A 13311-nucleotide genomic window follows, 5' to 3' on the forward strand; every position below is an offset into this window, starting at 1 on the left:
TCACGAACCTCGGATGCCTCCCACGTCCCGATCCAGCCCGAGCCGAGATCGCGGAGGGCCAGGCTCCGTGCGCCCCCTCGCCGCCCTCGTCGCCTTCACCGTCGCGAGCTCCGCGCTCGCGCTCGGCGGCGTCCACGTCCGCGTCGTCGCCCTCCTCGCGCCCTTCGCCTTCGTCGCCGCCGCGCTCGCGCTGCGCCGCGAGCAAGAACGCAAAGGATCGATCTCCCTCGCGTTGCCCGCGATCCTCGCGATCGCCCTCGCCGCGTACACGCTCCTGCAAGCCGTGCCCTTGCCCATGGCCGTGCTCGAGCGCATCGCGCCGGGCAACGCCGACGTCTGGTCGCGCGCGCTCCTGCCCTTCGGCGAGGCCGGCCCACGCTTCGCGAGCCTCTCGCTCGATCCGGGCAGCACGATCGTCGAGGCCCTGAAGTGGTCCTCCTACGCCGCGATCTTCACCGCCTCTGCGGCCGTCTCCGCGCGGCGCGGCGCGGCCACCGGCGTCACGACCGTCTTCGCCTCGGCCGTCGCCGTCGCGCTCGTCACGGTCGTGCACGGCCTCGCGGGCATGACCAAGGTCTACGGCTTTTATGCGCCGTCGGTCTCGCTGCCGCCGTGGCACGTCGGACCGCTCATCAACCCGAACACCCTCGCGGGTTACCTGAACCTCGGCGCGCTCGCGGGCATGGGCCTCGTCCTCATGCACGAGCCCGTTCTGCCGCGCTGGCTCGTCGCTTCGGGCGTCGCGTTCCTCGTCGCCGTCGACGTCACCTCCGCCTCGCGCGGCGGCGTGATCGCCTTGATCCTCGGCGTCCTCCTGCTCGCGCTCCTGCTCCGCGTCCGCGCCGCGCGCCGCGGCGGCAGCGCAGGCGTCACCGACCCCTCGCTTCGTTTTCTCCTCGGCGGCGCGCTCGTCGGCGGCGCTGCGCTCGCGCTGCTCGGCGGCACGCGCGACACGTGGTTCGAGCTCTACGACAAGAACATCGACAAACTCCAGATGGTGCTCTGGGCGCTGCCCGTCCTGCGCGAGCACCCGATCTTCGGCATCGGCCGCGGCGCCTTCGAGAGCGTCTTCCCCGCGTACCGCGAGAGCTCGGGCCACGTCGTCTTCGCGTACGTCGAGAACTTCCCGGCGCAGTGGCTCGTCGAGTGGGGCGCGCCCGTCGCGCTCGTCGCGCTCGCTCTGTTTGCCTGGGCGCTCGCCCCCTCGCGCCTCGGCGCCTTGCGCAGCCGGCTCGCGGCGTCCGCGTTCACGGGCGTCGTCGTGGTCCTGCTCCAGAACCTCGCCGACCTCTCGCTGGAGATCCCCGCCGTCTGCTTCGCGCTCGCGACGGTGCTCGGCTCGTTGTGGGGCGATCGCGCGCGCTCGCGCCCGTCCCGCGGCCTCGCCGCGAAGGCCCCGGGCAAGCTCGCGCGCCTCGCGCCGACCCTCACGCTCCTCGTCGGCCTCGCGCTCGCCGCAGCTTCCTTCGGGTTCGGACATCCCGACGTCGGCGCCGAGCGCGACGCGATCCGGAAGACCTACGACGCGACGAACCCCGCGGATCCGGCCGCGCACGACGCGCTGAAAGGCGCGCTCCGCGTGGCGATGCGCCGCCATCCGGCCGAGCCTTATTTCCCGCTCATCGGCGCGCTCGCGGCCTACCAGGGCAAACGCGAGAGCGCACTGCCGTGGCTGCAACGCACGCTCGAACGAGGCCACGTCAACGGCCGCGCGCACCTCTTGCTCGCGCAGGTCCTCGCGAGCCGCGGCGCGCGCCGCCAGGCGTTGCTGGAGCTTCGAATCGCCGTCACGCAAGACGGCTCGCTCGTCGGCCCCGCGGGTGTGTTCGCGGCGCGGATCTCCAAGGAGTTCGACGAACTGCTCGGCGCGGTCCCCGAGGGCAAAGCCGGCGCGCCCATGCTCGACGAGCTCGCCGTACAAACGCGCAACCTCGGCAACGCGGCGCTCAGCGCGCGCCTCGACGCCGAGGCGATCACGCGAAACCCCGGCGCAAACGGCCCTCGCGTGCGCGCCGCGAACGCCCTGCTCGACGCGCTCGCGAAGGGCACGTGTGACGACCGCGCCCGCTGCGCGCGCGAGATCGAAGCCCACGCAGCCGCGCTCGAGGCTGCGTTCCCCGGGGACTTCGTGGCCGACCGGATCCGCGCGGAGAGGCTCGTCACCGAGGGCAAGAGCGAGGACGCCGAGGCCCGGCTCGCGGCGCGCTGCGCGCGGGTCACGGATCGCGTCGGTTGCCTGCGCGCCCGCGTCGAGATCGCCTCTCGCGTCCCCGGCGTCGCGCGCATCGACGCGGCCAGCAAGGACCTGCTCGCCGCGACATGCCTCTCGGCCTCCGCGTGCGCCGAGACCGCGTCCTTCCTCGCGCGCATCCGCGAGGGCCGCGGCGACAGCGGCTCCGCGCTCACGCTTCATGCGCGCGCGGCCCGCGAGGAGCCAACCGAGGCGCGGTGGCTCGCGCTCGCGGATGCCGCGAGCCGATCGGGCGCGCACGCGCAGGCGGCGGATGCGCTGGAGCGGGCCGCGCAGAAGCGGGGAATGACGGAGGAGCTCAGGAAGCGGATTGCGGAGGAGCGAGCGAAGGCGCTGGGGGGGCCGTAGCGAGGAGTTCTCGCGTGGCGTCACGCCCCGATCGTGGATGGCTCGTAGCGCGCCACCCACACTTTGAACTGCAGCTCGCCGAAAATGAAACGAGGCGCCACGAAGCCAGCTTGGCCGAGGAGCGCGAAGACCTCGGCATCCGAGGCCGGGATCCGCATCGATGCCATTGCTCGTCGTCGGTGCTCCACCGCCTCGGCCGACCCTCCATTCGCGATGCTCCGCTGCTCCTCGACGGCCCTGAGCAGCGGCTCGTCTCCAACCCGGCAACCGATCACGAAATGCGCCCCCGGCGCGAGCCTCCCGGCGATCTCCCGCAGGAGCGCGATACGCGCGTCATCGTCCGGAAGATGGTGCAGGACGCCGATCATCTGCGCGCCGTCGAACGAAGGCCCGCGCGGGAGATCGCGGAGCTCGCAGGCATGCAAGCTCGTCCGTTCGAGGAGGCCTGCCGCCGCGAGTTTCTCCCTGGCAACGGCGATCATCTCCGGCGAGGGATCGACGCCCGTGAAATGAAAGTCGGCTCCTCCGTGGCGCGCGAACGGCTTCACCTCGCTGCCGGTCCCGATGCCGACCATCAAAAGCGACGCGGCCTTCTGGCCCGGGAGCGACGCGACGAGCACCTCCGCGGCGACCTGGTGCATGGCATCGTAGCCCTCGATCGAGTGGCGCACCTGGCTATCGTATTTCAATGCACGCTCGCGCCCGAAGATCACCGCATGGTTTCCGTGCTCGTCCGTTTTCATCACCCGCTCTCCTTCGGCCGACGGTCATCGGCCCATCTGCAAGCGAGAAAGTAGCGATCCCGGCACACGCACGACAGGGCGGGGCTTTCGCTCCGATCGGCGGATCTTTCGAGGCGGGAGCGGGCGCTGCGAGAAGACGACGAAGCTATCGGAGGGGTTGAGCTTGCGGGCCTCCGTGCGGCCAGCAGCGAGGCTGAGCCTACTTCAGCACGAGGTCGGCGGCTGCGCGCGGGGAAATCTCGTATGTCGTCTCGTATTGCATGGAAAACCCCGTCACCTCCACCGCCTGGTCCACACCGAGCTTCGACGTATCGATGAGGGGCGTCGCGTCCGCGCCGACGAGGTGGACGAAGATCTGCACCTCGCCCGAGCCGTCGTCCACGTAGACCTTCATGCCGTAAGGTCTGTCGTCCACCAGCGCCTTCGTCACCTTGCCCGCGACACGCACGAGCAGACCTTCGGTCGATTCGTTCACCTCGCCGGTCTTCACGTCCTTCGGCGCGAGCACGCTCGAGCCGCTGAGCACATCGACGCGGGTGGGGTCGGAGATCAATGTCGTCAGCTTCGACATATCTCCCAGGGTCCCCTCGACGCGCACGTGCGCTCCGACGGCCGCCTGGAGCGGCTCGTCGAGGCGCACGTAAAGCCCGGCCGTATCGTCCTGGAGCGCGAAACCTACCTCCCCGGTCGCGGAGGCGAACGTCCCCGGCTCGACCGTGACGAAGCCCTCCACCTTCGCGACCTTCCCGAGCGGCAGCGCGCGGGCTTCGGCGATGGAGGTGAGCTCCGTCGGAGGGACCTCGGTCTGCGGCTCGTCGCCGCACCCGACAAAGAAGAAGCATCCGAGGAAGAGAGGAGATAGGCGAGCGAACGAGGAGCGATTCGTTCGAATGCCATTTCGTTTCACGGACGGTTTGCGGTGGTGGATTCGTGTCTCGATGCTCATGAATATCTTCCTGTGGCCAGAACCGTGCCCGAAGACCAGCGCGGTATTGACGACGCGCGCGAACCGCGAGCTGGTCGCTATATCACATCGCGAGTGCAAGTGGGTTGTTTCACGTTATCGATGGGTGTTTACACAAGCACAAGTGGATGGGCGCCGTACTTTTGCGCGCTACATTTTGGAGTTGACTTTCGCGGATCGGCCAGTGTAGCCGTGCGGAGGGGGACAAAGGCAGGTTGCATGTTTCGAAAAGTATCTTGGTTGATGGCCAGCATTTCGACGATTGCATGCGTCACGCTCAGCGCCGGAAGCGCCCAGGCCAGCCCCATCGACAATCCAGGCCTCAACTGCACGTTCAGGTTCGAACAAAACAGCAGCATCCCGTTCCTGGATTTCTCGAACGGCAAGTCGGCGACCAACCTCTCCACGGTCAACTACTTCACGGCGGACACCGACAGCGCCGGCAACATGGGCTTCGTCGGATCGACGATGCAGGCGGTGCCAACGGACGCGTTCATTGGGGGCAATCCTATCTCCGTGCGGCTCCTCTTCACCGATGTCTCGGGCACCACCGACCTTTCGGGAGCTGACCCCGACATCAACTGGACGATGACGGCGAGGGCGCAATTCGTGGAACCCGTGAACGGCGTCACGACGCTCAACTGCCAGACGGCCACGTTCACCATCTACGTCACCGGCAACTGGGATGACACGACGTCGAGCGCCTTCACCATTCCCGCGCTGAGCGGCTCGGGCAGCGGGGCGTGCAATGGGTTGTCCTCCGTCATCAACACGGCGCTCGGCCTTGGAACGAACGGTGCCACGCTCTCGCTGTACAAATTCGCCGCGTACAACGGCGTGAATCCGTTGTCCGGCTCCTGAAAGGCGTCATGCGCGCTGCCATCCGCTCTGCGCACCTGCTCCTCGTCGCCTCGGTCATCACGTGTGCGGCGGGAGATCTGGGTCCGACGCCCATCCCTGGCGCCGGCGGTGCAGATGGCTCTGGCGGCGCGTCGTCATCCTCGTCTTCGTCCACGGGCGGCTCGACACCGCCCGTGGGCGAAGGGGGCGCGGGCGGTGCGCCGGCCGAGCTTCCGAAGAGCTGCACCGTCCGAGCGGGCGAGATCGACGCGCTGCCGTGGTGCGACGAGCCGAGCGCCCCCGCGGATGGCATCGAGCTCGTGAAGAAGTGGCACTACCACGCGACAGGCTCCGACGTCATAGCGATCCTCAATCCGCCGCTCGTGGCGAATTTGAACGACGATGACGGCGACGGAGCGATCAATCTCTGCGATACGCCCGATGTGCTCGTGCCCATCGTCTATGATGGCGCGCTTCACCATGTCCAGTTCGTCGTCCTCTCGGGAAAGGATGGCAGCGTCCAGTGGACGATCGATCCCGGCGGGTTGACCATCGCGAGCCCCGCCATCGTCGATCTCGACAGCGACGATGTGCCCGAGATCCTCGTCACGAACAACGCTGGACACGTGATGGCCCTGAGCCCGAGCGGTGCAGTGCTCTGGGAGGGCACGGCCGAGGTCTTCGACCCGGTCGGTTGGTATCAGGTCGACCCGACTCCTCCGCTCGAAAACACCCTCCGCGCGCGGTTCGTCACCTTCTCCGCCGTATCGGTCGCGGACCTCGAAGGCGACGGTTCGCCGGAGATCCTGGTGGGGATGAGCGTGCTCGACGCGCACGGCAATCTCCGCTTCCAAGATCCGACCCAGGGAGCCGAATTCGGTCTCCCCACCCATTTCGAAGCCATTCGACCCGTCGCAGCCGATCTGGACAGCGACGGGACGATGGAGGTGCTCTTCGGGCACGTAGGGTATCGCGCCGACGGCAGCGAGCTCTTCCGCCTGCCGATCACGCCGGGCTGGTCGCACGTCGGTGATTTCTTCGGCGATGGCCGGCTTTCCGTGCTCGTCGTCAGCGCGGAGGGCCTCACATTGGTGTCTCCAAAGGGTGAACGGCTCTGGGGTCCCGTACGGCCCCCGGACGATGCGCCGCCCTCCGTGCCATTTGGCTGGGCCCACCCGGCGGCCATCGTCGATATCGACGGCGACGGCCTCCCCGAAGCCCTCGTGAACACGAACGAGCGTCGCATGGTGCTCCGGATCGATACGTCGGGGCCCGTCGTCCTGCGGTCGGAGCCACTCCCGCTCAATGGCTGGAACCTCACGGATAGATCCGGCTCGACGGCCTTCGATTTCCGCGGGACGGGGCCCGACTGGCTCGCCTACCACGCGCAGGGACTCACGCTGCTCGACGGCATGGGGCCCACACGGCTCGATGAGCTGATGGTGGCTGGATTCGCCTATCCGGGCTTTCCCGTCGTCGCAGACATCGACAACGACGGCTCCGCCGACGTGCTCCTCCGCAAAAGCGATTGCAAGAACTGTTGGCCCACGGACATCATCGCCTACGAGGACGTCCAGCATCGTCCGAGCCCCGCGCGCCGGCTCTGGAACCAGTGGAACTACGTCGCCGGTGCCTTCCGCGAGGACGCGAAGCTCGCGCCGGCGGCGAAACCAAGCTCGAAAACGACATTCCGCGTGCAATCGAGGCTCGCCTGCCGGCCCCCCGAGGGCGAGCCGCACTGACGGAAGCTCCCCGGCGCGTGGTCGACCGACGCATCGACCCGCGTAGCGGCCTGCGGAAGGATGACCCCAATGCATGCAGTACGTGACTTCGTCGGTTCACGAGCCCGCGCCCGGCTTCTTCTAAGTGCGGCCCTCCTGTCACTTGCCGCGTGCGGCGGCGAGGAACCCGTCTTCACGAAGCTCTTCACGACCGAGCACTTCGTGTACTCCGCGGAAGAGGGCGTCACACCCCCGTGGGACGGTACCGTGGCTGCACCGAGGGTACGACGGTCCGCTCCATGGTTGCCGTCTATCCTCACGAGATCGTGCATGCCAATGCGGCTCTTTTGGGAGCCCCGCCGGTCCTTTTTCAAGGGCCTCGCCGAGGTCATCGGCTGCGTAGGGACCATGGACATCCGCGGGCCCGTCGATACGTCCGATCCCATCGAGGAGCTGGTGGAGACAGCAGCCTTCAATGCCTGGATCGGTGACGAGGGCTTCGGCGTTTACACCGCGAGCGCAAGCTTCGTGCGATACCTGATCGACCAATCCCGACGGAGCCAGCGATGATATCGAACGCCAGTTTTTATCGATGCACTGGCGGTAATGCCGTCGACAAGAGCGAGTACACCATCGGGTTCCAACTGGATGCGGACCTCAACGTGCACATCGATCCCGCCCAGAGCGGCGGAAGAGCCGCTCGCTCTGGACGACAAGCATGGGACGACTCTCACGAGCCGATGGATCGAACGGCCATGCCAGGGGCCGTGGTGCCCGGGGCAAAGCTGGGACGTGTCGATCGGAATGACGGGAGGAGCGCTGGAGGCGCGTGCTGTCGTCGTGAACCGCGAGGCCAATATGTCCCCAAGCGAGCTCTACATATGCTCGGAGCCGTGTCCGCTGGACACCAGCAAGTGCGAGCTCATCGCATTGGACACAGTGCACGGCCGTCCCGTCCGCTCGAAACAGACGTTCGCCCCCGGTACCGTATTGCACCTCGGTGCACCGGCCGCGCCGTTCGCAGGACACTTCGCCGTGCGGCTGCGCGTCGCTCCGGAATAGAAGCAATCCGACCTCTCGCCGGTCGCCGTCCACCAATCTTGAACAAATACATTCCCCATGAACCGGCACGGTTTCCGCGCAGGAGAGGCTTTACGTTGCCCGTTCCGACTGGTAGGCGCAAAGCCATGAAAACACGAACGATTCAGACACGCCTTCGCTTCACGACGACCGTGGGTCTCACACTCGCTGTGACGGCCCTGGCGGCAAGCTGCTCGGATGGCGACACCGGAAACGCGACCACCGCGTCATCCTCTACGGCATCGAGCAGCACCACGGGGACCGGCGGGAGCGGAGGCGTGGGCGGCGAGGGCGGCGAGGGCGGCGTTGGCGGCGTGGGTGGCGTGGGCGGCCAGGGCGGCGAGGGCGGCGTTGGCGGCGTTGGCGGCGCAGGCGGCGAGGGCGGCGTGGGCGGCATCGGCGGCGCAGGCGGCCAGGGCGGCGCCGGCGGCCAGGCTCCCGTGAAACCTGCCGACTGCGAGGAGCTTTCCTTCGCGGGCATCGAGCTCGTCAGCCAGCAGGAAAACTCCTTCGACTCGGCGGACAACGTGCCCGTGATCCGGACGGCGAGCTCGCTACCGAACATCTCGGGCGACGCCATGTTCTCCGACAGGCTCCGGCTCTTGTTCGACGGCGACCTCGGCGTCGGCAACCATGCGATCGACGGCAATCCGAACCATGCGCTGCCGGACTACGCCACCACGTTCGTCCCCACCTGCACGGCCTGCGCCCTGTTCCACGAGGACCTCAAGGATGGCGCATACCTCAAAATCTACGCGGCCAAGTCGGGTGAGCTCGAGATCGGCGAGATCCTCACGCCGCATCAGACGGCGGGGACGGCTCGCTACCTCGAGCTGCGCGAGATCGTGAAGAACGCGGACAAGACCTATAGCTGGGTCGATGGAGGCAAATGCTACTGGATCGAGGAGGCCGCCTACGACGTCCGCCGGCCGAAGGGGTGCAAGCCCTACGTGAGCGGCGCCTGCCCGGCCGACCAGTTCTGCATGCCGACCAATGCGATCGGGACCGACGGAGAGTGCGTCACCGGCGGTGACAAGGGGCTCGGCGAGACGTGCGCGAAGGTGAGCTCCACGCAGTGGGACTCGGACTGCGCGCTCGGGCTGCGGTGCATCGACAGCGGCATGGGCCCCGTCTGCATGAAGGTGTGCGACATCTACTCGTCCGCGCCGGATTGCCCGACGGGGACGCATTGCGGCGGCGGCTACAACCTGTGCATGGACGAGGCGACCCTGCAAAACAGCGGCATCGATGGCGCGAGCCTCGGAGAGGCCTGCGCCACCAATGCGAAAGCGCTCTACTGCGGCGGGGCCGGGCAGCCGGGGACGTGCTGGGACGACGACGCCGACGGCCCGATGGAGGCGATCTGCATTCCGTTCTCCTCCGCGCCGTCGCAATGCGTCGCCCCGCAGACCGCGGGATACATCGCCTACAAGAATAGCAAGGACCTCTCGACGCTGTTCTGCATCACCCCGCCCTGAGCCTCCGCTCCTGTGGAGCGCCGGCAAAAGCCGAAAAGCATCTCCCACCGTCCCCTCCTGCGAGCCGCTCGTGCTTCCCGGCGGGAGCACGGCTCGCCCGTCGCGAAGGCCCCTGCGCGCGTGTAGGAGCGCCCTTCGCGTGACCACTGCGTAGCCATCTACTCCCCGAATCGAGTCGATCCGCCTGCCGTCACGTTCCTCCCGGGGCGCCATCCTCCGCGGGCTGCGGTCCGCGCGTCTCCCTGCGACGAAGATTCGACACCGTTCGCTTCCCAAACGTCGCGCCATGTGGACCGAGCCTTGCAATGGCATCCCGCTCCTTCACCGGACCCCTATCCAGGATGGCGCTCATGCCGAAAAAGAAACACTTCGTTTGGCTCGGCTTCGCTTCGTTCGTGTTCACGACGAGCACCGTTGCCTGTACTTCCACCAATGGTTCCGCCGTCCCGACGCTCATCGACGTGGCCCCGGCGGCGCAGCTCAGCGCCGGACTTTCGCATACCTGTGCTGCACTTCGGAATGGCAACTCGGCTTGCTGGGGCAAGGCCGACCGGGGTGAGCTCGGCAAAGTCCTGGCGGACGACGCCAATTTTTCAGCGGCGCCCCAACCGGTGCCCATCCTCGACAAGGTGATCCACGTGGGGGCCGGGGCCGCTGGTTCGTGTGCCGTGCTCGAGGACCGCACGGTCCGCTGCTGGGGCAACAACGGCGACGGCCAGCTCGGTGTGACGGCGGAATGTATCCCAGGCCAAACCTTCTGCATGGCCGAACCAACGAGCGTCAAGTCGCTCGAGAACATCGTTGCCGTCGTCGCGGGAAGGTCCCTCGTCGAGGAGGGTCTCCCCGCCAAACGAAACCATGTCGCCTGCGCGCTGGACGAGGGCGGCCTGGTGCGCTGCTGGGGGGGAAGTGACCAGCAAATGCTCGGACGCGGGAGCGGTGGAACGTTGAGCACGACACCCATGGTGGTGGTGGACGCCCAGAACTTTCCTTTGCGGGACATCACGCAAGTGGCGGCGGGAGCGTATCGGATATGCGCGCTCGACATCGAAGGCGCTGTGTGGTGCTGGGGCGCTGACGACACGTATGCTCAGCCCGGTGGTCTGTCCGCCGAACGGGTCGAGTTGCCCATCCCCGCGAAGACCATCGCGACGGGCGAGGGGCATGCCTGCGCGGTCCTCGACGACGGAAGCGTCTGGTGCTGGGGCCGCAATCAAAACGGCGAGTGTGGTGTCGCCTCGGGCGGCAACGACTGCTGCAGCGGGGACGAGCAGTCCTGCCTGCCCGGTTGTCGTAACGAGCCGGTGATCGTCCCGGGTGTGGACGGCGCCGTGGGTGTCGCCGCAGGCGGATATCACACCTGCGCGTGGTTGGCCGACGGAGACGCCATCTGCTGGGGCAGCAACCAGGCTCTCCAGCTCGGCAACGACATCCGGTCCCTGGAGAGACCGCCGAGCGCCGTCACGTCGGTCCCCGGGCGTATCGTCGAAATGGTCTGCGGCAGTCTGCACACCTGCGCGCGGACCGACAAGGACGAGATTTATTGCTGGGGAAACAATGAACGCGGGGAGACGGGCAGTGAGTAGACGTATCGGCTGGGCGCTCGCGATCTTGCTGCTCTCGGCTCCGGCCGAGGCGCAAACCGAGCCGGACGAAACACAAACCGAGCCGGACGAAACGCAAACCGAGCCGGACGAAGCGCAAACCAAGCTGGGCTTCCGTTATTGGCACGGCGACATTGCCTTTGGCGTGCGGGGAGGCGGTGGAACGCTCACGGTGGATGCGCAGCTTTATGCCGGTGTCTTTCTCGCGCGCGCCGTTCGGGTCCCGGGCTGGTCGCCCTTCCTGGGCGCCGGCATGCACCTGAGCGGCGGGGAGGTGACCGTCGATGATCCTCGCGGCATCGATGGGAAAGTCGAGGTCGGGCGTTTCGCCATCGGCCCCGAGCTTCGCCTGGGCGTCGCGCGAGGCAAGAAGGTCGAGCTCTTCTCGCGCGCTTGGCCCCATGTTCAGTTCTACGTGAGCTCGGCATTGACGATGGCCTTCGCGAGCACCTTGACCGACAAATTGCCGGAGGCAGGACATGGCTGGGCCTACAAGTTCGGCGTTGGAGCGTCCTTCCCCGCGTTCTGGTCGATGCTCGACAAAGAGAATGGGCCCTCGTGGATTCTGATCCTGTGTCCCAATTCGTACGCCTTCGATATGGAAGTACCGCTGGATGAACCGTCCAGGCGCCGTTACGGGATACGTCTGGGATACGGTTTCTAGCACCACCTTGCGAGGGACACGCGCCCGCGTCGATGGGAACCGGTTGTTGAGTGGGGGGCCTGTGACGCTGACAACGGGCCGAGCCGTCCTACTTGCTCGCTTTGAGCGTGGTGTAGGAGGTGATCAGATTCCGGTAGTCCGGGATGTGGTTCGAGAACAGCGTTCCCAGGCCCTCCACGTCATTACGCCAGTCGCGGTGCAACTCACACGCAACCCCGAACCAGCTCATGAGCTGCGCGCCGGCAGCAGCCATGCGGCTCCACGCTGCGTCGCGAGTCACCTCGTTGAACGTGCCCGAGGCGTCGGTCACGACGAAGACCTGATAACCTTCCTCGAGGGCCGAGAGAGCCGGGAAGGCCACGCATACCTCGGTGACGACGCCAGCGATGATGAGCTGCTTCCTTCCCGTTGCCTTGATCGCCCTGACGAAATCCTCGTTGTCCCAGGCGTTGATCTGCCCCGGGCGCGGAATGAACGGTGCGTCGGGGAACGTCTGCTTCAGCTCGGGCACGAGCGGACCGTTCGGGCCGTCTTCGAAGCTGGTGGTCAGGATCGTCGGCAGGTTGAAATACTTCGCGAGGTCGGCCAGAGCGAGCACGTTGTTTTTGAACTTGTCGGGATCGAAGTCACGGACCAGCGACAGCAATCCGGCCTGGTGGTCGACGAGCAGGACCGCGGCGTGGTTCTTGTCGAGACGGATATAGGGCGTGCTCATGATGGATATTTCTCCTCGGTGGGTTCAGGGGATGCCAATCCTGGGGCCCTCGTGCTCATGGACGGGCTCGCCGGTCGAGACGAGCAACTGCGCTTCGGAGCGGGCTTCGATGACGACGCCTTCTCCGATGTTCGTGAACACGACGAAGTTGTACGGCCGTGGGGTGAACCGGAGCAGCTCCCAGCCGCCCGCCGTGAAACCTTGGTCCCATGGGTGAGCACCGGTGTAGGACTTTGGTCCCATGGCGCCCGTGCCCTGGTAAGGTGTGTCTGCTGCGACACGGAGCGGCCCTGGAGCAGCCCTGAGCGGGCCGCATTGTCCCTGAAAGGAGAGATACAATGGCGACAGTGAGCTTCTCGTCGGACTGGTCACAGCAGCAGAGCGGCGACATTCGAGCTGGGGAAACCTTGCGGATCGAATACGCCACGGATAGGTTGTGTCAGTGCCGCGCGACGCGTTATGGACAGAAGGCCTGGAGCATCCGCGTCAACCTCAAATTTCACCCGAGCGGGCAGGAGCAAGCCGGCGATGTCTCCTCAGGAAACTGCGAGGTGAACGTGCCAGCGAACACCAGCCGGATCGAGCTATGGTTCAACAATACGGATCACACGGGCTGCTCGACCTGGGATAGCCGCTACGGCCAGAACTATTGGCTGGACGTGAAGGCTGCTGGGTAAGGGCCGCAGCAAAACCCGGGTCTGCCAACCGTTGACGCTCCACGCTTCGGCGGACACCGACACCCGCTTCTTGCCCCCGCAGCCGCGTGCCGAGCCCCCGAGGGTTGCGCTGTCGAGCAAGACTGCGGGCGCATGCCCCTCCGATCCTCCTCCCGCCCTCGCCATCCGCTCTCCTGCCTCGCCTTGGGGCTCCCCATTCTCTTGCGGTTCCCGCGCGGGCCTGGCG

12 protein-coding genes are annotated in these 13311 nt (G+C 66.9%); 8 read left to right on the forward strand and 4 right to left on the reverse strand.

What is annotated here, in order from left to right; translation table 11 throughout:
- Positions 1–67: 67 nt before the first annotated feature.
- Complete coding sequence (locus QHF83_RS32790) at positions 68–2599, forward strand: O-antigen ligase family protein (protein ID WP_282421939.1); 2532 nt, start codon at positions 68–70, stop codon at positions 2597–2599.
- A 20-nt stretch (positions 2600–2619) separates the two neighbouring features.
- On the opposite strand, the gene QHF83_RS32795 is transcribed toward QHF83_RS32790, so the two are convergent.
- Positions 2620–3342 carry a class I SAM-dependent methyltransferase gene (locus QHF83_RS32795; RefSeq protein WP_282421940.1) on the reverse strand — a complete coding sequence of 241 codons (723 nt, stop codon included), beginning with the start codon at positions 3340–3342 and terminating at the stop codon, positions 2620–2622.
- Between the two features lie 199 nt (positions 3343–3541).
- The gene (locus QHF83_RS32800; RefSeq protein ID WP_282421941.1) at positions 3542–4288 is read right to left on the reverse strand and encodes a DNA-binding protein; all 747 of its coding nucleotides are present in this window, start codon (positions 4286–4288) and stop codon (positions 3542–3544) included.
- A 261-nt stretch (positions 4289–4549) separates the two neighbouring features.
- Here QHF83_RS32800 and QHF83_RS32805 point away from each other — a divergent pair, with 261 nt between their 5' ends.
- The 6 genes from QHF83_RS32805 (at position 4550) to QHF83_RS32830 (ending at position 11693) form a co-directional block, all read left to right on the forward strand.
- Positions 4550–5167: a hypothetical protein gene (locus QHF83_RS32805; RefSeq protein ID WP_282421942.1), complete on the forward strand. Its 618-nt coding sequence runs from the start codon at positions 4550–4552 to the stop codon at positions 5165–5167.
- An 8-nt stretch (positions 5168–5175) separates the two neighbouring features.
- Positions 5176–6888 (forward strand): VCBS repeat-containing protein, encoded by a 1713-nt coding sequence (locus QHF83_RS32810; RefSeq protein ID WP_282421943.1) that lies wholly within the window; start codon positions 5176–5178, stop codon positions 6886–6888.
- Between the two features lie 315 nt (positions 6889–7203).
- On the forward strand, positions 7204–7437 hold the full coding sequence (locus QHF83_RS32815; RefSeq protein WP_282421944.1) for a hypothetical protein: 234 nt from the start codon (positions 7204–7206) through the stop codon (positions 7435–7437).
- 617 nt (positions 7438–8054) lie between these two features.
- Positions 8055–9425, forward strand: coding sequence for a hypothetical protein (locus QHF83_RS32820; RefSeq protein WP_282421945.1), 1371 nt, complete (start codon positions 8055–8057; stop codon positions 9423–9425).
- Positions 9426–9775: 350 nt separating this feature from the next.
- Complete coding sequence (locus tag QHF83_RS32825) at positions 9776–11011, forward strand: hypothetical protein (protein WP_282421946.1); 1236 nt, start codon at positions 9776–9778, stop codon at positions 11009–11011.
- Entirely contained in the window at positions 10983–11693 is a 711-nt protein-coding gene (locus QHF83_RS32830; protein ID WP_282421947.1) for a hypothetical protein, read from the forward strand. Before QHF83_RS32825 ends, QHF83_RS32830 begins: the two co-directional genes overlap by 29 nt.
- 88 nt (positions 11694–11781) lie before the next feature.
- Here QHF83_RS32830 and ycaC read toward each other — a convergent pair whose 3' ends face one another.
- Positions 11782–12408 (reverse strand): isochorismate family cysteine hydrolase YcaC, encoded by a 627-nt coding sequence (ycaC, locus tag QHF83_RS32835; RefSeq protein ID WP_282421948.1) that lies wholly within the window; start codon positions 12406–12408, stop codon positions 11782–11784.
- A 24-nt stretch (positions 12409–12432) separates the two neighbouring features.
- Positions 12433–12651 carry a hypothetical protein gene (locus QHF83_RS32840; protein ID WP_282421949.1) on the reverse strand — a complete coding sequence of 73 codons (219 nt, stop codon included), beginning with the start codon at positions 12649–12651 and terminating at the stop codon, positions 12433–12435.
- Positions 12652–12746: 95 nt separating this feature from the next.
- Here QHF83_RS32840 and QHF83_RS32845 point away from each other — a divergent pair, with 95 nt between their 5' ends.
- Positions 12747–13085 (forward strand): DUF6209 family protein, encoded by a 339-nt coding sequence (locus QHF83_RS32845; RefSeq protein WP_282421950.1) that lies wholly within the window; start codon positions 12747–12749, stop codon positions 13083–13085.
- The last annotated feature ends 226 nt before the right edge of the window (positions 13086–13311 follow it).

The organism is Polyangium sp. 15x6 (assembly GCF_029960785.1).
GTDB lineage: Bacteria > Myxococcota_A > Polyangia > Polyangiales > Polyangiaceae > Polyangium.